The following is an 18517-nucleotide window of genomic DNA, read 5'->3' as shown; positions in this document are numbered from 1 at the left end:
GCCGGACCGCCCACGGCAGGACCGCCAGCAGCGCCACGCCGCCGACGGTGAGCGGGACGTCCAGCTTGGCCCAGTGGTCCGCGACCGGCGAGGAGGACGGCATCATCCAGGCCCAGCCGAAGACCGTCGAGGCCACCACGGCCGCGCCCCACCCCCACAGCACGGCCAGCGCGCCGAGCGCGACCAGTGGACCGACCACCAGGTGGTAGCCGACCTGGCGCCAGCTCACGGCGGTGCGCAGCGTGGTCACCGCGCCGGCCGAGGTGCCGGCGGGCCGCAGCAGCGGCGGGACGTCCACCCCGCGCAGCGCCCGCAGTCGGGCGCGCTGCGCGGCGGAGAGCAGGCGGATCCCGAGCAGGATCACGCCCACGAGGAACAGCGACACCTTGGGGACGGTGACGGTCAGCCAGACGGGAAGGGAGAGCGGGATTCCGGCGGCGAGGAACCGGGCGTCCCGCCAGGACGCCGCAGGCCACGGGGGCCGGACGGCGCCCCCGATGAGCGCACGGCGCGGCTTCGTGGAGAGCATGGCGGACAGCCTAGAGTGCCGTGATCCACCGTCACCATGAAGGTCGGTGCCGAGAAATGGTGAAGCTGGGTACACCCCCGATTCGGATCGGTGCACTACCGACAACGCTGCTCGGGACGGCCAGTCTTGAGGGCATGACGAGCTACGCATCGCACTCCGCCGATCTGCCGCACGGGCGTCCGACCCTCGGCGCCACCGCCGCGGCCGCCACGGCCGACCCGGCAGAGGGGCGGCTTCCGGTCGGACCCGCCGGCCTGCGGGGCCCGGCCCACCCGGCCGCCGGTCCGTGGTCGGTGCGCAGCGTCCGGGCCGGCCGGTCCCGCGGCCGGGCGGCCCTGGAGGTCTACGAGCACGACGAGTTGGTGGACGTTCTGGTCGCGACCCGCCTCACCGGCGGTCTGCTGCGCGGGGCCCGCTCCTGGGCCGGGGCCGGGGCCGGAGCGGGCGGGCGCCGCCGTTCCCGGCACGGTCTCGCCTGGGGGCGGCTGCCGCGAGGCGGTGCGGTCCCGGTCGTCGGGTTCACCGGCGGACGGCTGCTCCGGCTGCCCGGCCGGCCCGCCCCGGTCGTCCGCGCGGCCGAGGTGGTCACCGTCGGCGGGGAGTTCTGGCTCGCCTGGGGCAAGGGCGTGTTCGACGGTGTGCTGGTCGAGGCGGGCGGTGCCGCCCCCGAGCGGTCACCGCTGGGCCGGGCCCGCGTCGGCGGCGCCGCCGGGGGTGGCCGATGAGCACCGCCGTCCTCGGCTTCACCCCCGCCTTCGCGCCGCGCGGCGCACGGGCCGGCCGTCCCGTGCTCGGCCCGCTCGCCGAGCGGGTGCCCGCGCTCGCCGCTTTCCTGCTGCTGCCCTGGACGGCCCTGCTCGTGGCCGCGGGCGACACCGCGTGGGCCGCCTTCGACCTGTGCGAACTGGCCGCCCTGCTCCGGCTCGACGCCGGGCTGCGCCGCCGCGGCGCGGCCGCCGCCGGACCGGCCGCCGCCGGACCGGCCGCGGTGGTGGCCCTGCTGCTCGCGGGCGACGCCCTGATCGACATCGCCACCGCGCTGCCGGGCCAGGAGACGCTCGCCGCGCTGATCATGGCGGGCTGTGTCGAGCTCCCGCTGGCCGCGCTCTGCCTGGCCCTCGGCCTGGCCCGCACCGGGCGACCGTCAGCCGAGCGGCACCCCCGCCCCCGCCACGGCCGACGGCAGCCGGGTGGGAAGCCTCGTCAGCAGCGCGGCGGTCTCCTCGTCCTTCGGGGTGTAGACGATCATCCGCGGCCCCTGGACCGGACCGAGCCAGAGGCTGGTGTAGTCGAGCCGCAGCAGCCCCACCTCCGGTACCAGGAAGCGCTTCAGGCCGTTGCCCGGCCGCAGGACGTCGTGCCGCTGCCAGGCCGCGTCGAACACCGGAGAGGCCTTGCGCAACCGGCAGAGCAGCGCCCGCCAGGCGGGCTCGGCCCCGTGGTCGCCCATCCCGGACCGGAACCGGGCGACCATGACGTCCCGCTCCTCCTCGTGGTCCACCAGCACCTCACGGAAGCGCGAGGGGGTGAAGGCCAGCCACATCAGATTGCGGTCCTCGGGCGGCAGCGCGGCCAGATCGCCGACGATCCCCGTGTACTGGGCGTTGTGGGCCAGCACGTCGTAGCGGGAGTTGATCACCGCGGCCGGGTAGGGGGCCATCCGGTCCAGCGTCATCCGGACCGCGGGCGTGACGGTCGGGCACTCCCGCACCGGCGCCGGATCCTCCGCGCCGGCCAGGGTGAACAGATGGGCCCGCTCACTGGGGTCGAGCAGCAGGGCGCGCGCCACCGCGTCCAGCACCTGCACGGACACCTGGATCTCTCGCCCCTGCTCCAGCCACGTGTACCAGGTGACCCCGACGGCGGCGATCTGCGCCACCTCCTCACGGCGCAGCCCCGGCGTCCGCCGCCGACCGGTCGGCGGCAACCCCACCTGCTCGGGGGTGATCCGCTCCCGGCGACTGCGCAGGAACGCCGCCAGCTGTTGCCGCCGAGGATCGGCGGGCACTTTCCCGGTGGTTGCCGTGACGGCGGTCAGACTCATTCCACCAGCATGCGGCACAGCTCATCCTGTTGCCAGGTACTTCTTATACCTGGATAAGCACACTCTGGTACCAGGGTGCGGCACAGCGGATCGTATGACCGTGACCCAGCAACTGACCGCCACCAGGCCCCTCGTCCCCACCGCCACCTCAGCCGCTTCACCCGGCAGCACCACCGCCCCGGCCTCCCCCCTCTCCCCTACTCCTTCCTCCCCCTCCTCTCCTTCCCTCGGTACAGCCGGACTGGTCACCGTCCTGCTCGGGGCGTTCCTCCCGATGCTTGACTTCTTCATAGTGAATGTCGCCCTGCCGACCATCGACCACGACCTCGCCGCCGGACCCGCCGTCCTGGAGCTGGTCGCCGCCGGGTACGGCATCGCCTTCGCCGTCCTCCTCGTCCTCGGCGGACGACTCGGCGACCTCTTCGGCCGGCGCCGCCTCTTCGTGGTCGGAGCGGCCGCCTTCGCCGTGACCTCGCTCGCCTGCGGACTCGCCCCCGGAGCATGGAGCCTGGTCGCCGCCCGGGCCGCCCAGGGCGCGTCGGCCGCCCTGCTGATCCCCCAGGTCCTCGGCACCATCACCGCCGCCACCCACGGCGCCCGGCGCGGGCGCGCCCTCTCGGTCTACGGCGCGGTCGGCGGCATCTCGGTGGTCATCGGGCAGGTCCTCGGCGGGATGCTGGTCGCCGCCGACCTCTTCGGCACCGGCTGGCGCTCGGTCTTCCTGCTGAACGTCCCCTTCGCCCTGCTCACCCTTGTCCTCGCCCTGCGCTTCGTCCCGGAGAGCCGCGCCCCGCAGGGCGCCAAGGTCGACGTCGCCGGGACGGTGCTGCTCACCGCCGCCCTGCTCGCCCTGCTGGTGCCGCTGATGGAGGGCCGCGCCGCCGGCTGGCCGCTGTGGTCCTGGCTGCTGCTCGCCCTGTTCCCCGTGTTCGCCACCGCCTTCGCCCTGGTCGAGCGCCGGGCCGAGCGCCTCGGCGGCGCCCCGCTGGTGCCGCCCACCCTGCTGCGCATCCCCGAGATGCGGCGCGGCCTCGGCATCGCCCTCCCCTACTTCGGCGGCTTCGGCGGCTTCATGTTCGTCATCGCGGTCGCGCTCCAGCAGGGCCTGCACCTCGGCCCGGTCGCGGCGGGCTGGGCACTGGTCCCGATGGCCGTCGGCTACTTCACCGCCTCGCTCTCCGGCCCGCGCCTCATGGGCCGCTTCGGCAGCCGGGTCCTGACCGCCGGCGCCGCCGTCCAGGCCCTCGGCCTCGTCACCCTCGCCGTCACCGTGCTCGCCGACTGGAACGGGTTCTCCCCGCTGCGGATGGCCCCCGGCGTCGCGCTCGCCGGCATCGGCCAGGGCCTGATCGGCACCCCGCTGTTCCGCGTCGTCCTCTCCAAGGTCCCCGCCGCACGGGCGGGTGTGGGCAGCGGTGTCCTCGCCACCAGTCAGCAGTCCAGCCTCGCCCTGGGCGTCGCCACCCTCGGCACCCTCTACCTGAGCCTCTCCCCCACGCTGGGCATGGACCGCGCGCTCGCCCTCTGCCTCGGCATCCAGCTCCTGGGGTCCTTCACTGTCCTCTACCTGACGACCCGCCTCCCCCGCTCCATCGGCTGACGGCCGGCCCTGGGTCCTCCTTCCGTCGTGGCCACCCGCTCCGGGTGGCCACGACGGGGCCTAATCCGCCCCGGCAGGACGCAGCTCGCACCGCCCGTCGACACACTCACGCCGCAGCCGCCCCCGCGACACCGTCTCCAGCAGCCCGACCACCCAGCAGGTCGGACACCCACGCAGGGCGACCATCCCGAGCGGCAACAGGAGCAGCGCCACCGGCCCGGCGAACGGCAGCAGCACGAACGCCCCCACCAGCGCGCCGAACCCGACCCCGCCCCGCACCAGATGCCCCGCCACCGTCCGGCTGGCATACCCCGAAGTTCCGCCCTTCACCACTCCCCTCCGACGGTGACCGCCCGGACCGCCGCCCGCGCCCGGTGCAACCGCGACTTCATGGCCGCGGTGCTCAGCCCCAGCGCATCGGCGACCATCCGCCCGCTGAGCCCCTGGACGTCCCGCATGACCAGCACCCGTCGCTGATCCTCCGGCAACGCCGCGATCGCCTCCGCCACCCGCCCGGCCTCCAGCCGCCCCAGCACCTCGTCCTCGGCCGACCGGTACGGCGCCGCCCCGACCACCGGACGCTCCCACAGCGCCGAACGCGCCCGCCGCAGGCACTCGTTCCGCACGATCCGGAACATCCACGAGGCGAGCGCCCCGGTCGCCCGCAGCATCCCGATCTTGCGGTAGAGGATGATCAGCGCCTCCTGTGCCGCGTCCTCGGCGTCCTCCGGCGTGGCGCAGAGCGACCGGGCGAACCGCCGCACATGCGGATGCGCCCCCGAGACCAGCGCGGCGATCGCCTCCACATCACCGTCCTGCGCCGCGGCCACCACCGAACTCCCCGGCCACTCCCGCACCTCAGCCACGCCGCCGCCCCCACTTCCGCAGCACCGTCACGCTGCACGCCCCGACCAGCAGCACACCGACCGCCACAGCCGCCCAGACCATCGTCACAACCTCCTCGTCCGCCCCGGTCCTCACCGAAGCCGTCCATAAGAGGCGCCGACCCCAGGAAAGGATTCACCCCACCACGACCGAGGGTCACTCCGTCGCCGGGTCGCCGACCACGCCACCTCCACCGGCCTGGCCGACCTCACCACCCTCGCCGACCTCACCGCCTTCACCGACCTCGCCGCCTTCGCCGACCTCACCGCCTTCGCCGAGTTCGGTGAAGAGGGTGAGCTGGAGGCCCCCGGGGGCTTCGAGGCGGGAGTTGAGGGAGTTCCAGGGGGTGCGGACGGGTTCGGCGATCACCTCGGCACCGGCGGCGGCGAGTTCGGCGGTGGTGACGGCGGAGTCGTCGACCTGGAAGGCGACCCGGAGATGGCCGGCGACGCGTCGGCCGACCTCGACCTCGTCGATGAAGTCGGCGTGGCCCGGATCGGCGATCTCCAGGGTCGCGCGACCGGCCTCCAGGATGGTGACCCGCCCGTCGGGCGAGGCGAAGGCGGCGCGTTCAGGAAGCCCGAGGACGTCGCGGTAGAAGTGCAGCGCCTGCTCGTAGTCGGCGGCCGTGACCACCAGGCGGAGCTCACGCACGGCGGGGGAGGCTTCGGACGGCTGGGACATCTCGGCTCCTCTGGAGGAAAGCGGAAGGCGCCCCACCGACAACCGCGCTGGGACCGCCTTCATTTCAGGCCCGCGACATCGGCACCGGTGGCGCGCCGCACGGCCCGACATCCGCGGAACCCTAGGACCCGACGGAAAACCCGCTCGCCGCACCGAACCCCTTTGTGTCAGCATGACGATATGAACGACGAACGCACGATCGATCCTGCCGACACCCGCGACCGCGCCGCCCTGACCGCGGCCGTGGCGGCCGGCGCCCGGGCCAAGTGGCTGCTGTTCTGGGGTCATCAGCCGCAGCGGGACGGGTCGTTCGGCCCCGGTGTGCTGAGCCAGTGGTGGCCCGACCACCCATTCGCCGTCGACGGTGTCGAGTACCGGACCGCCGAGCACTGGATGATGGCGGGCAAGGCCCGGATGTTCGACGACAGCAGGACGCTCGCCCTGATCCTGGCCGCACCGAGCGCGGCGGAGGCGAAGAAGCTGGGCCGTCAGGTCCGCGGTTTCGACGACGCCGTCTGGCGCGCGGGGCGCTTCGAACTGGTCGTCACGGGCAACGTCGCCAAGTTCGGCGGCCACGCCGGGCTTCGCGCCTACCTGTTGTCGACCGCCCGGCGGGTCCTGGTGGAGGCCAGCCCGCTCGACCGGATCTGGGGCATCGGCCTCGGCGCGGAGAACGAGCGCGCCGAGCGGCCCGCCGAGTGGCGCGGCGAGAACCTGCTCGGCTTCGCCCTCATGGAGGCCCGCGCCCGGCTCGCCGCGACCGAGCAGTGAGCCGGACCGGCGCCTCAGGCCGGGAGGCGCACGGACAGCAAGCGCGCGCCGGGTCGCTCGCGATCCGTGCGCCCCATGCGCCCCCGGACACCACTCGCAAGACTGTGGACGCACTGCCGTAACTCCAGCGCCGTATTTCAACGCCAGGATGACTGGCCGTCAGGGTCAAGTTGGACAGGTTGCGGTGATCATGCGTACACGGCACACGGAACAGCCCCTCGTCCCGGACGCGGGCATCGGTGCGAGCGAGCAGGACGCTCTCGAACTCAGAGCCCAGTTGGACGAATTACTGCGTGCCAGACAGTACGCGGTGCAACGCGAGCGGCGGCTCGCCGAAGCCGTCCGGTCACTGCCCGACCGGCAGCGGGTGGACGGCGAGTTGCTGCGGCAGCTGACCCAGGCGCGGACGCTGCGCGAAGGGCTGGGTGCACGCTGCCTGGAGCTGAGCGACCGGTTGAAGACCCTGGAGGAGCAGTTGCGGCAGCCGTCGCCACGGGTCGGGGGCGGGGAGCGGTCCGGGACCGGCGCGGGCACCCCGGACGGCATACCGGACGGCGGCCCCACCGACGCTCACCAGGACATTCACCCCACGCCCACCAGCCCCGAACCCTCACCCGGGCCCGCACCCGCACCCGCACCACCCGCACCACCGCGCCACCGCTCCCCCGGTGAGCTCGCCGCCCTCGCCGAGCGCATCACCGGCCTGTACCGGAAGGCCTCCCCGACCGAGGCCGCCGACATCCTCGGCCAGGCCGCCGAGCACCTCACCCCGGAGGACACCGCCGCACTGGCCTCCCGACTCGCCCACCGGGGACCGACCGGCGCCTCCCTCCACCTCGCCCGCAGCGCCGTCCACGGCAGTCCCCATCACGCCGCCGCCACCCTCGCCGAGCTGCGCCGGGCCGGACTGGCCGAGGAGGCCGGGGACCTGTTCAACGCGCTGCGCTCCTGCCCCGCCGCCGACCTGCCGGCCCTGCTCGACGGGTTGGAACGGGCCGGGCAGCACGCCGACGGCGCCACCCTGCTCTGGGAATGGGGCTCCGCCCCGACCGCCGAGCTGGCCGCCCTCGCCACCGTCCTCCACCGGGCGGACCGCGCCGCCGACGCCCGGACCCTGCTGCGTCAGGCCGCCGGCCGTCCCACCGGCGACCTCACCGCCCTGGCCACCACACTCCCCGCGCCGCTGCCCGCGCTGCTGCTGGGCGAGCTGGCGACGCTGCGCCCACCGGCCGAACTGGTCCGGCTCGCCGGCGCGCTGGCCGGTCGGACCGACCTCTACGAGGCGCTGCTCACACCTCTGCTCGCGGACCCCGCTCAGCACCGCACCACCCTCGCCGCACTCCGTACCGCCGGTCTCCCCACCACCCCGGCCAACCGCCCCCGCTCCCGCTGGGGCCGCCGCTGAGCCCGGGCCCACCCGGCCGGCGCCCGACCGGCGTCTGCCCCCCTCGGTCGGCGCCCGCCCCACCCACCCCTCACGAGGCGGGGGCGGACTCCCCCTGCGGAGGAAGGGTGACGGGGGACGGCGTCGGCATCACCCCGGCCGAACGCAGCGCCCCGGCGAGCGCCTCGAACTTGGCGGAGAGGCCCCGGTCGCGCAGCTCGTCGCCGTGCACCTCGGCCAGGGCCTCGATCAACCGGCGCCGGATCTCCGGCAGGTTCCGCTCCCAGCTCGCCACATGCATGGCGATGGCCTCGTCGAGGAAGCGCACGGGAGAGCTGCGGCGGACCCGGTCGAGCGGCGACCGGATCATGGACCGTCGGCCCTGGAGGACGCGCTCGAAGCACCACAGCATCGTGAAGTAGGCCGCGAGCACCTCCGGTCCGTAGGGCTGCTGTCCCCGGCGGAAGGCAACCAGGACGTAGCGGGCCAGCGCCACTTCACCGCTCGTCAGGTCGAGGTGGAGCGTCCGGGCGAGTTCGAAGTCCACCTGCCGGGTCTGTCCCCGGTAGACCGCCCAGGCCCCCGCGACCGAAGCCAGGGCGCCGACACCCGACGCGATCGCCCATGGATCTGCCATCCCAACCTCCCCGTAGCTGGGGCCGGTCCGGCGGCCCGGAGCGGAGATTAGCCGATCATCACAGCGACCGAACCCCGAAGCGGCAACTCCGGAAACAGCACCCACCGACGCGGCTTCCCCCGCAACAGCGCACCCCCCTTCAACGCGGAACCCCCGCCCGCCCCGGGGAAACCGGGGCGAACGGGGGTTCGCACGGAAGACCGCGGGCGCCGGGGCCCGCCGACGTCAGCAGCCGATGAGCCGCGCCGCCAGGTAGGACTTCACCTGGTCGAGCGAGACGCGCTCCTGCGTCATGGTGTCGCGCTCGCGCACGGTCACCGCGTTGTCCTCCAGGGTGTCGAAGTCGACCGTCACGCAGAACGGCGTGCCGATCTCGTCCTGGCGGCGGTAGCGCTTGCCGATGGCACCGGCGTCGTCGAACTCGACGTTCCAGGCGGTGCGCAGGTCGGCGGCCAGGCCGCGGGCCTTCGGCGAGAGGTCGGCGTTGCGCGACAGCGGCAGCACCGCGACCTTGACCGGGGCCAGCCGCGGGTCGAGCCGCATGCCGACGCGCTTCTCCATGACGCCCTTGGCGTTCGGCGCCTCGTCCTCGAAGTAGGCGTCGATCAGGAAGGCCAGCATGGCGCGGTTGAGACCGGCCGCCGGCTCGATGACGAACGGGAAGTACCGCTCGCCGGACTCCTGGTCGAAGTACTTGAGGTCCTGGCCGGAGGCCTCGCTGTGCACCGTCAGGTCGTAGTCGGTGCGGTTGGCGATGCCCTCCAGCTCGGAGAACTCGGTGCCGCCGAAGTTGAAGCGGTACTCGATGTCCACCGTGCGCTTGGCGTAGTGGGAGAGCTTCTCCTTCGGGTGCTCGAACAGGCGCATGTTGTCGGTGCGCAGGCCGAGGCCGACGTACCAGTCCCAGCGCTGCTGGAGCCAGTACTCGTGCCACTGCTCGTCCTCGCCCGGCTTGACGAAGAACTCCATCTCCATCTGCTCGAACTCACGGGTCCGGAAGATGAAGTTGCCGGGGGTGATCTCGTTGCGGAAGCTCTTGCCGACCTGGGCGATGCCGAACGGCGGCTTCTTGCGCGAGGTGGTCTGGACGGCCTTGAAATTGGTGAAGATGCCCTGGGCGGTCTCCGGGCGCAGGTAGGCCAGGCCGCTCGCCTCCTCGGTGACGCCGAGGTGGGTCTTCAGCATGCCCGAGAAGTCCTTGGGCTCGGTGAACTGGCCCTTGACACCGCAGTCCGGGCAGTTGACGTCCTGGAGGCCGTTCGGCGGCGGGAAGCCGTGCTTGGCCTCGTACTTCTCCTCCAGGTGGTCGGCCCGGTGGCGCTTGTGGCAGGAGAGGCACTCGGTCAGCGGGTCGTTGAAGGTCTTGACGTGGCCGGACGCCTCCCAGACCTCACGGGCCAGGATCACCGACGAGTCGAGTCCGACGACGTCCTCACGGGCCTGCACCATCGCGCGCCACCACTGACGCTTGATGTTCTCCTTGAGTTCGACGCCCAGCGGACCGTAGTCCCAGGCGGCACGCGTGCCGCCGTAGATCTCGCTGCAGGGGTAGACGAAGCCACGGCGCTTGCTCAGGCTGACGATCGTCTCGATCTTGTCGGCTGCCACAGTGCTCTCTTCAGTACGTACGGCACGGTCAGGGCACGGCTGGTTGCGCGTACCCGAATACCTCAGGTTACCGGCCATATGGGTACGGGGTTCAAATCGGTATCTCCGGCACCGGCCCACTCACCGTCACCACCCGTTCACCCGTCCGAGTGATTTGACAATCATTTCCATCTAATCTGAGAATGGTTGTCATGATGATCCGACGACGTACTCGCGGCGCCATAGCCCTGACCGCCACCGCCCTCACCGCCGGCCTGACCCTGACGGCCTGCGGCAGCAGCGGCGGCGCCCAGGGCGCGGAAGGCAAGCTGAACGTCGTCGCGTCCTTCTACCCGATGGAGTTCCTCGCCGACCGGATCGGCGGCGAGCACGTGAAGGTCACCGACCTCACCGCCGCCGGCGTCGAGCCGCACGACCTCGAACTCACCGCCAAGCAGGTCGGGGCGGTCAAGAAGGCCGACGCGATCGTCTACCTCAAGGGCCTGCAGCCCACCGTCGACAAGGCGGTCGCCGGCTCCGGCTCCAAGCACAAGATCGACGCCACCGCGGCCGCCCCGCTGGAGGACCACCACCTCGCCGAGGGCCACGCCGAGGGCGACGGGCACGACCACGGCAGCGACGGGCAGAGCGGCGATGGCCACGACGGCCACGACCACGACGGGGCCGCCGGCGATCCGCACATCTGGCTCGACCCGACCCGCTACGCGGCGGTGGCCAGGAGCGTCGGCGACGAGTTCGCCAAGGCCGACCCGGCCCACGCCGAGGACTACCGGAAGAACACCGACGAGCTGGTCGGCCGGCTCACCGCCCTTGACCAGGAGTTCAAGGACGGACTGAAGGACGTCCGGAACCGCACCTTCGTCACCAGCCACGCCGCCTTCGGCTACCTCGCCGGGGCCTACGGCCTCACCCAGGTCGCCATCAACGGCGTCGACCCCGAGTCCGAGCCCACCCCGGCCCGCCTCGCCGACGTCCAGAAGGCCGCCAAGGAGAACGGCGTCACCACGATCTTCTTCGAGACCCTGGTCAGCCCCAAGCTCGCCGACACCGTTGCCAAGGACCTCGGGCTCAGGACCGCCGTCCTCGACCCGCTGGAGGGCGTCAAGGACCCGGCCAAGGACGACTACCTCTCGGTCATGCGGCAGAACCTGGCCAACCTGCGGACCGCCCTCGGCACCGACGCGCCGGCCGCGCCCGCAACCGCCGCACCCACCAGCTGACGGGACCACCGATATGACCTCCCCGGCACCCCTGACCTCCCCGGCACCCCTGGCCTCCCCGGCACCCCTGGCATCCCCGGCGCCCCCGGCCGTCCGCCTCCACGACGCCGTCGCCTCGCGCGGCGGACGGCCGGTGCTGCGCGGCGTCGACCTCACCGTCCGCCCCGGCGAGGTGGTCGCCCTGCTCGGCGCCAACGGCTCCGGCAAGTCCACCACCGTCAAGGCCGTCACCGGGGCCGTCCCGCTGGAGCGCGGCACGCTCGAACTGTTCGGCACCCCGCTCGCCCGGTTCCGCGCCTGGCACCGGATCGGCTACGTGCCGCAGCGCACCACCGCCGCCTCCGGTGTCCCGGCCACCGTCCGGGAGGTCGTCTCCACCGGCCGGCTGCCCCTGCACCGGCTGCTGCCGTTCCGCCGCGCGGACCGCGCCGCCGTGGACCGCGCGCTGGCCGCCGTCGGCATGCTCGACCGGGCCAGGGACGGGGTCGCCGACCTCTCCGGCGGCCAGCAGCAGCGGGTGCTGATCGCCCGCGCCCTGGCCGGCGCCCCCGATCTGCTGATCATGGACGAGCCGATGGCCGGGGTGGACGCCGCCAGCCAGCAGGTGCTCGCCGACACCCTGCGCGCCGAGGTCGCGCGCGGCGCCGCCGTGCTGCTGGTGCTGCACGAACTCGGGCCGCTGGAGCCGTTGATCGACCGGGCCGTGGTGCTGCGCGACGGCTGCGTCGCGCACGACGGCCCACCCGTTCCCAACACCGGTCTGCACGCCCTGCCGGGGCACGACCACGTCCATCCGCACGCCGACCACGGCCACGAACACGACCGACCCCGGGGACTGCTGTCATGACCGAGATGCTCAGCTACGACTTCATGCAGCGGGCGCTGATCGCCGCCGTACTGGTCGGCATCACCGCCCCCGCCGTCGGCATCTACCTGGTGCAGCGGCGCCAGGCACTGATGGGCGACGGCATGGGCCATGTCGCGATGACCGGCGTCGGCCTCGGCTTCATCTTCCAGACCAGCCCGGTCTGGATGGCCGTGGCGGTCTGCGTGCTCGGCGCCGTCACCATGGAACTGGTCCGCGCGCGCGGCAACCAGCGCGGCGACATCGCCCTCGCGATGCTCTTCTACGGCGGCATGGCCTGCGGCAAGCTGCTGGTCTCCAAGTCCGCCCAGGCCGGCGCCGGTTCGCTGGAGAGCTACCTCTGGGGCTCCATCCTGACCGTCTCCCCCGCCGACCTGGCCACCATCGGCGCGCTCGGCGCCGTCGTCGTCGCCGTCACCCTGGGCCTGCGCCGCCAGCTGTTCGCGATCTGCCAGGACGAGGACTTCGCCCGGGTCACCGGCGTCCCGGTGCGCCTGCTCAACCTGCTGCTCGCGGTGATGGCCGCGGTCACCGTCACCGTCGCCATGCGGGTGGTCGGCCTGCTGCTGGTCAGCGCCCTGATGGTGGTTCCGGTCGCGGCCGCCCAGCAGCTCACCCGCTCCTTCGCCGCCACCCAGGCCGGCTCGATCGCGGTCGGCGTGCTCGTCGCGCTGGCCGGTGTCACCGGCTCCTACCAGCTGGACGTGCCCTCCGGCCCGGCCATCGTGCTGCTGGCCATCGTCGTGTTCGCGGTGTTCGGCGCGATCGCCGCCCCCCTCGCCCGCCGCCGCCACCGCGACACCCAGGAGAACGGACCGCAGGTCTGCGACGTCCGACTGCCCGGCCCGGAGCGGGTCGACACGACCACTCCGGCGCCCAGTGCGGGGCTGGCACAATGAGGTGCCAGTCGCCCACACCAGCAGGAGGACCCACGGTGACCACCGCAGGCCCGTCGCCGCGAGCCCGATCGACCCGGCAGCGCGCCGCCGTCTCGGCGGTCCTGGACGAGATCGAGGACTTCCGCAGTGCCCAGGAGCTCCACGACATGCTGAAGCACCGGGGGGACTCGGTCGGTCTGACCACCGTCTACCGGACGCTCCAGTCGCTCGCCGACGCCGGCGAGGTGGACGTCCTGCGCACCGCCGACGGTGAGGCCGTCTACCGCCGGTGCAGCAGCGGGCACCACCACCACCTGGTCTGCCGCCAGTGCGGCGCCACCGTCGAGGTCGAGGGTCCGGCCGTCGAGCGCTGGGCCAACTCGGTCGCCGCCGAGCACGGGTTCAGCGACATCGCGCACACCCTGGAGATCTTCGGCACCTGCGCGGAGTGCGCCGCCAAGGTCTGAGCACCGGAACGCAGAAGGGCCCGCGGGAGTCACCTCCCACGGGCCCTTCTCCACGCTCGGACCCAGCGCCGCACCGAACGCCGCACCGAACGCCGCTCCGGCTCGACCCGGGCACCGCCTCAGCCCCGCACCGCCTCAGCGCTGCGCCGGCACCTCGGTGACCAGCTCGGCCGGCGCCTCGTTCGGGATCGCCCCGCCGAACCGGCGGTCGCGCATCGCGTACTGCTCGCAGGCCCGCCACAGGTCCCGGCGGTCGAAGTCCGGCCAGAGCACGTCCTGGAACACGAACTCGGCGTAGGCCGACTGCCAGAGCAGGAAGTTCGACGTCCGCTGCTCGCCGCTGGGGCGCAGGAACAGGTCCACGTCCGGCATGTCCGGGTGGTACAGGTACTTGGTGAGGGTCTTCTCGTTGACCTTCTTCGGGTCCAGCCGGCCCGCCGCGACATCGGCCGCGATCGCCGCCGCGGCGTCCGCGATCTCGGCCCGGCCGCCGTAGTTGACGCACATGTACAGCGTGACGGCGTCGTTGTCCTTGGTCTGCTCCTCGGCGACCTGGAGCTCCTGGACGACGCTCTTCCACAGCTTCGGCATCCGGCCGGCCCAGCGCACCCGCACGCCCATCGCGTCCATCTCGTCGCGGCGGCGGTGGATGACGTCGCGGTTGAAGTTCATCAGGAACTTCACCTCGTCGGGTGAGCGCTTCCAGTTCTCGGTGGAGAACGCGTACAGCGAGATGTTCTTCACGCCGAGCTCGATCGCGCCCTTGAGCACGTCCAGCACGACGGACTCGCCGATCTTGTGGCCCTCGGTGCGGGGCAGCCCGCGCTCCTTGGCCCAGCGGCCGTTGCCGTCCATGACGATCGCGACATGGCCCGGGACCAGCTCGCCGGGGATCTTCGGGGGCCGGGCGCCGCTGGGGTGCGGGGTCGGGGGGAGGTACTCCCTCTGCTTGCCGCCGCCGAAGAGCCGTCGCGCTGCCATGTGCTCACTTCTCCACGTATCTCATCGAGCGGATACCCCGCTCCAGGTGCCACTGCAGATAGGCCGCGACCAGTCCGCTGCCTTCCCGCCAGTACCTCGGCTCGCAGGCGTCCGCCGTCTGCCAGTCCCCTGACAACAACGCGCCGAGCAGTACCAGTGTCTCAGGGGAGGGTACGGCACATCCGGGCACGCGGCAGTCCGGGCAGAGCACGCCACCGGCCTGGAGCGAGAAGAACCGGTTGGGTCCCTCCATGCCGCATTTGGCGCAGTCGTCGAAGGTCGCGCCGTACCCGTTGACCGCGAGCGAGCGCAGCAGGAAGGCGTCCAGCACCAGGTGCGACTCGTGCACCCCGGCGGCCAGCGTGCGCAGGCCGCCGACCAGCAGCAGGTACTGCTGGACGGCCGGCTGGCCCTCGTTCTCGGCGAACCGTTCCGCCGTCTCCAGCATGGCCGTCCCCGCGGTGTACCGGCCGTAGTCGGTGACGATCGAGCCGCCGTACGGGGCGATCGTCTCCACCTGGGTGCAGAGCGGCAGGCCGCGGCCGATCAGCTCGCTGTTCCGGCTGAAGAACTGCACGTCCACGTGCGAGAACGGCTCCAGGCGCGCGCCGAACTTCGACTTGGTCTTGCGCACCCCGCGCGCCACCGCGCGCACCTTGCCGTGGTGGCGGGTGAGGAGGGTGATGATCCGGTCCGCCTCACCGAGCTTCTGCGCCCGGAGCACCACGCCGTCGTCGCGGAAGAGACTCATGCGCCCGCCTCACCGCCGCGGCGGCCCTGGAACAGTGTGGACATCCCACCATTGTCCCCCAGCGGCGGACAGCCGTGTGCCCGCACCGGGGCCGTGGGGGCTCGCCGAGCGGTGCGGGTCACGGCGGGCCCCGGCCGTGGGGATGCCACCGGCCGGGGGCCGGGGGCGGAAGGGGCCCGGTTGTGGGGGTCGGTGGGGGTCGGGGGGAGGAGGTGCTGAAGGAGAGAGGAGGTGCCGCAGGAGAGGGGACCGAGGGGTCGCCGGGGACGGAGAAAGGACCAGGACCGAGGACCGGAGCGCTAGTACGGCGCCCGGGTCGCCGCCTCCAGCAGCGCCCCGACCCGCGCGTGCGGCAGGTCCAGACAGCGCCCGATCGCGGCCAACGCCTCCCGCTCCTGCGGCCGGTACCGACCGTCGGCCAGGGCGATCGCCGCCCCCTGCAGCAACAGCCGCTCCCGGCCCGGCCGGGCCAGGTGCGGGGCCAGCGGCTCCAGGACCGCGTGCAGTTCCACGGCCAGCCCGCCCGACATGCCGTGCGCGTCGTACAGTTCGCCGCCGAGTCCGGACAGCGCGGCCAGTGCGGCCAGCACCTGCGCCTCGCCGCAGTCCTCGAACCCGGCGTCCCGGACCGCCCCGCAGGCCGCCTCGCGGGCCGCGCGGTGGGCGGTGCCGCCGGCCGCCAGCATCGCCAGCGCGACGGTGTACTGCGCGTCGCGCAGCATCCCGCCCAGGCGCACGCAGGTGGGCTGCTCCAGGCTCTCCACCCCGAACCGGCCGTGGCAGCTGGTGCACTGCACGCTGCCGATCACCGGTCCGAGCGGAAGCACCGGGGTCCCCAGCAGCCGCAGCCACCGCCGGCCGTGTTGCCGGCGGTAGTTGCGGTCCCCGCCGCAGCCCGGGCAGAAGAAGTCACCGAGAACATCAGTCCGCCACCGCGGGCGAACACCCCACATCCCTGTCACGGCGCCACTCCCCAGACATGGCAGGCGGCCTGCACAACAATGGGCAGGTCACGCGACCGGCCACCGGGCCGTCCCACCGACCCGGCTTACCGGTGGGACGATGTTGCCACGGTTGCCGACACGTGTCAGTACCTCGAACGGCCCGATCCGACAAAAAATGTGGCGCAGGACACAGGCGGAGCGCCCCCGGCCGGACGACCGCCCCGCGACGTCCGGGAACGCCGCCGGGCCGCCCCGCAGGGGACGGCCCGACAACTTTTACCCGTACGAACTAACCGCGCTGCGCCCGGTTGACAGCGCTGATCATCGCCTTCAGCGAGGCCAGCACGGTGTTGCTGTCGATCCCGACGCCCCACAGCACCCGGCCGTCCACCGCGCACTCCACGTAGGCGGCGGCCTGGGCGTCGCCGCCCTCGCTCAGCGCGTGCTCCGCGTAGTCCAGCACCCGGACGTCCACGCCGATCTGCGCCAGCGCGTCCGCGAAGGCCGAGACCGGGCCGTTGCCGGTACCGGCCAGGCTGACCGTCGCCCCGTCCACCACCGCGTGGGCGGTCAGCGCGTCCCGGCCGTCCTCGGTGGTCAGGGTGCGCGAACCGGTCAGCGAGATCCGGCCCCACGGGTTGCCCGTGGTCGGCAGGTACTCGTCCTCGAAGACCCGCCAGATCTCGGCCGGGGTGACCTCGCCGCCCTCGGCGTCGGTCTTGGCCTGGATGATCCGGGAGAACTCGATCTGCATCCGGCGCGGCAGGTCCAGCTTGTGGTCGTTCTTCAGGACGTACGCCACACCGCCCTTGCCGGACTGGCTGTTGACCCGGATGACCGCCTCGTAGGTGCGGCCGACGTCCTTCGGGTCGATCGGCAGGTACGGCACGCCCCAGGTGTGCTGCTCGACCGGCACGCCCGCGGCGGCGGCGTCCGCCTCCAGGGCGTCGAAGCCCTTCTTGATGGCGTCCTGGTGGGAGCCGGAGAAGGAGGTGTACACCAGGTCGCCGGCGTACGGGTGGCGCGGGTGCACCTCCATCTGGTTGCAGTACTCGGCGGTGCGGCGGACCTCGTCGATGTCGGAGAAGTCGATCTGCGGGTCGATGCCCTGCGAGAACAGGTTCATGCCCAGGGTCACCAGGTCGACGTTGCCGGTCCGCTCGCCCTGCCCGAACAGACAGCCCTCGATCCGGTCGGCGCCGGCCATGTAGGCCAGTTCGGCGGAGGCCACCGCGGTGCCCCGGTCGTTGTGCGGGTGCACCGACAGGCAGACGAACTCGCGGCGCGACAGGTGGCGCGACATCCACTCGAACTGGTCGGCCTGGACGTTCGGGGTGGCCCGCTCGATGGTGGCCGGCAGGTTCAGGATGATCTCGCGGCCCTCGCCCGGCTGCCAGACGTCCATCACCGCCTCGCAGACCTCCAGCGCGAAGTCCAGCTCGGTGTCGACGAAGATCTCCGGCGAGTACTGGTAGCCGAAGGCGGTGTCGTCGCCCAGCAGCTTCTCCGCGTACTCCATCACCAGCCGGGTGCCGTCGACGGCGATCGCCTTCGTGGCCGCCCGGTCGTTGCGGAACACCACCCGGCGGAACAGCGGCGCGGTCGCGTTGTACAGGTGCACGGTCGCCCGCGGCGCCCCGACCAGCGACTCGACGGTCTTCTCGATCAGCTCCTCGCGCGCCTGGGTCAGCACCGAGATGGTGACGTCCTCCGGGATCGCCCCCTCCTCGATCAGCGAGCGCACGAAGGCGTGGTCGGTGGCCCCGGACGACGGGAAGCCGACCTCGATCTCCTTGTAGCCCATCGCCACCAGCAGGTCGAACATCTTGCGCTTGCGGGCCGGGGACATCGGGTCGATCAGCGCCTGGTTGCCGTCCCGCAGGTCGGTGGACAGCCAGCGCGGCGCCTTGGTGATCACCTGGTTCGGCCAGGTGCGGTCCGGCAGGTCGACGGCGCCGAACGGCAGGTAGCGGCCGTGCCGCATCCCGGACGGCTGCTGGCGTACCGAGGCGGCGGTGATCGGGGTCGGACGGTCGACGAAGGCGCGAGCGGCAGGGATGGGCGCGGCGGAACTCTGCTCGGTCATGGAGGTGAGTCTCGGCTTCCTGTGATGCGTGGTGCGGGCGGGTCGGGGTGAGGTGTCACCCGACTCGGCCGGCCTGCTGCCGCTCACGACCCGCTCTCGGATCGCCCGAAATCAGCGCGCAGCACAGTCCCCGCGGCGAGGGAAGCCGGCCCCTGATGGACTACAGGCCCTCGACGCGGCAGC

At 72.8% G+C, this 18517-nt stretch carries 18 protein-coding genes and 1 pseudogene; 8 read left to right on the top strand and 11 right to left on the bottom strand.

Annotation, left to right across the window (positions count from 1 at the left end):
* The coding region (locus VR45_RS05200; protein WP_199925903.1) for a sensor domain-containing protein at positions 1–529 on the bottom strand (529 nt) is incomplete at its 3' end.
* 134 nt (positions 530–663) lie between these two features.
* Here VR45_RS05200 and VR45_RS05195 point away from each other — a divergent pair.
* Positions 664–1254 carry a hypothetical protein gene (locus tag VR45_RS05195; RefSeq protein ID WP_045938481.1) on the top strand — a complete coding sequence of 197 codons (591 nt, stop codon included), beginning with the start codon at positions 664–666 and terminating at the stop codon, positions 1252–1254.
* Between the two features lie 419 nt (positions 1255–1673).
* On the opposite strand, the gene VR45_RS05190 is transcribed toward VR45_RS05195, so the two are convergent.
* Entirely contained in the window at positions 1674–2573 is a 900-nt protein-coding gene (locus tag VR45_RS05190; protein WP_045938480.1) for a helix-turn-helix transcriptional regulator, read from the bottom strand.
* A gap of 100 nt (positions 2574–2673) precedes the next feature.
* Between VR45_RS05190 and VR45_RS05185 the strand changes: the two genes are divergently transcribed.
* Positions 2674–4173 carry an MFS transporter gene (locus VR45_RS05185; protein ID WP_234325841.1) on the top strand — a complete coding sequence of 500 codons (1500 nt, stop codon included), beginning with the start codon at positions 2674–2676 and terminating at the stop codon, positions 4171–4173.
* Between the two features lie 60 nt (positions 4174–4233).
* Here the strand turns inward: VR45_RS05185 and VR45_RS05180 are convergent, their stop codons facing one another.
* From VR45_RS05180 to VR45_RS05170, 3 genes and pseudogenes are all read right to left on the bottom strand, one after another.
* Positions 4234–4467: a hypothetical protein gene (locus tag VR45_RS05180; RefSeq protein WP_234325840.1), complete on the bottom strand. Its 234-nt coding sequence runs from the start codon at positions 4465–4467 to the stop codon at positions 4234–4236.
* A gap of 32 nt (positions 4468–4499) precedes the next feature.
* The gene (locus VR45_RS05175; RefSeq protein ID WP_045938478.1) at positions 4500–5039 is read right to left on the bottom strand and encodes a sigma-70 family RNA polymerase sigma factor; all 540 of its coding nucleotides are present in this window, start codon (positions 5037–5039) and stop codon (positions 4500–4502) included.
* A gap of 289 nt (positions 5040–5328) precedes the next feature.
* Positions 5329–5742: pseudogene (locus VR45_RS05170) on the bottom strand (VOC family protein); the annotation flags it as partial.
* Between the two features lie 180 nt (positions 5743–5922).
* Here VR45_RS05170 and VR45_RS05165 point away from each other — a divergent pair.
* Entirely contained in the window at positions 5923–6513 is a 591-nt protein-coding gene (locus VR45_RS05165) for an NADAR family protein (RefSeq protein WP_045938476.1), read from the top strand.
* A 190-nt stretch (positions 6514–6703) separates the two neighbouring features.
* A complete protein-coding gene (locus VR45_RS05160; RefSeq protein WP_159394115.1) occupies positions 6704–7918 on the top strand; it encodes a hypothetical protein in 1215 nt (404 codons plus the stop codon).
* A gap of 70 nt (positions 7919–7988) precedes the next feature.
* On the opposite strand, the gene VR45_RS05155 is transcribed toward VR45_RS05160, so the two are convergent.
* Together VR45_RS05155 and VR45_RS05150 are read right to left on the bottom strand one after the other, a co-directional pair.
* Positions 7989–8534 carry a hypothetical protein gene (locus tag VR45_RS05155; protein ID WP_045938474.1) on the bottom strand — a complete coding sequence of 182 codons (546 nt, stop codon included), beginning with the start codon at positions 8532–8534 and terminating at the stop codon, positions 7989–7991.
* Between the two features lie 225 nt (positions 8535–8759).
* Positions 8760–10142, bottom strand: coding sequence for a glycine--tRNA ligase (locus VR45_RS05150; protein ID WP_030395794.1), 1383 nt, complete (start codon positions 10140–10142; stop codon positions 8760–8762).
* Positions 10143–10333: 191 nt separating this feature from the next.
* Here VR45_RS05150 and VR45_RS05145 point away from each other — a divergent pair, with 191 nt between their 5' ends.
* From VR45_RS05145 to VR45_RS05130, 4 genes are read left to right on the top strand one after another with little or no spacing between them, the layout of a single operon-like run.
* Positions 10334–11362: a metal ABC transporter substrate-binding protein gene (locus tag VR45_RS05145; RefSeq protein ID WP_045938473.1), complete on the top strand. Its 1029-nt coding sequence runs from the start codon at positions 10334–10336 to the stop codon at positions 11360–11362.
* A gap of 13 nt (positions 11363–11375) precedes the next feature.
* Positions 11376–12209 (top strand): ATP-binding cassette domain-containing protein, encoded by an 834-nt coding sequence (locus tag VR45_RS05140; protein ID WP_045938472.1) that lies wholly within the window; start codon positions 11376–11378, stop codon positions 12207–12209.
* Positions 12206–13126 (top strand): metal ABC transporter permease, encoded by a 921-nt coding sequence (locus tag VR45_RS05135; protein ID WP_045938471.1) that lies wholly within the window; start codon positions 12206–12208, stop codon positions 13124–13126. The genes VR45_RS05140 and VR45_RS05135 overlap by 4 nt, the downstream gene beginning before the upstream one ends.
* 35 nt (positions 13127–13161) lie before the next feature.
* The gene (locus VR45_RS05130; protein ID WP_045938470.1) at positions 13162–13572 is read left to right on the top strand and encodes a Fur family transcriptional regulator; all 411 of its coding nucleotides are present in this window, start codon (positions 13162–13164) and stop codon (positions 13570–13572) included.
* 135 nt (positions 13573–13707) lie between these two features.
* On the opposite strand, the gene VR45_RS05125 is transcribed toward VR45_RS05130, so the two are convergent.
* The 4 genes from VR45_RS05125 to leuA all read right to left on the bottom strand — a co-directional run bounded on the left by VR45_RS05125 (position 13708) and on the right by leuA (position 18334).
* Complete coding sequence (locus VR45_RS05125; RefSeq protein ID WP_045938469.1) at positions 13708–14553, bottom strand: isoprenyl transferase; 846 nt, start codon at positions 14551–14553, stop codon at positions 13708–13710.
* A gap of 4 nt (positions 14554–14557) precedes the next feature.
* A complete protein-coding gene (gene recO / locus VR45_RS05120; protein ID WP_045938468.1) occupies positions 14558–15304 on the bottom strand; it encodes a DNA repair protein RecO in 747 nt (248 codons plus the stop codon).
* A gap of 299 nt (positions 15305–15603) precedes the next feature.
* Positions 15604–16113: a TerB family tellurite resistance protein gene (locus VR45_RS05115; protein ID WP_234325839.1), complete on the bottom strand. Its 510-nt coding sequence runs from the start codon at positions 16111–16113 to the stop codon at positions 15604–15606.
* 424 nt (positions 16114–16537) lie between these two features.
* Positions 16538–18334: a 2-isopropylmalate synthase gene (gene leuA / locus VR45_RS05110; RefSeq protein ID WP_045938466.1), complete on the bottom strand. Its 1797-nt coding sequence runs from the start codon at positions 18332–18334 to the stop codon at positions 16538–16540.
* Between the last annotated feature and the right edge of the window lie 183 nt (positions 18335–18517).

The sequence above is a fragment of the Streptomyces sp. NRRL S-495 genome (assembly GCF_000966955.1).
Lineage (GTDB): Bacteria > Actinomycetota > Actinomycetes > Streptomycetales > Streptomycetaceae > Kitasatospora > Kitasatospora purpeofusca.
Note: the sequence above shows the minus strand (reverse complement) of the source record. Positions and strands in the feature narration are given on the sequence as shown.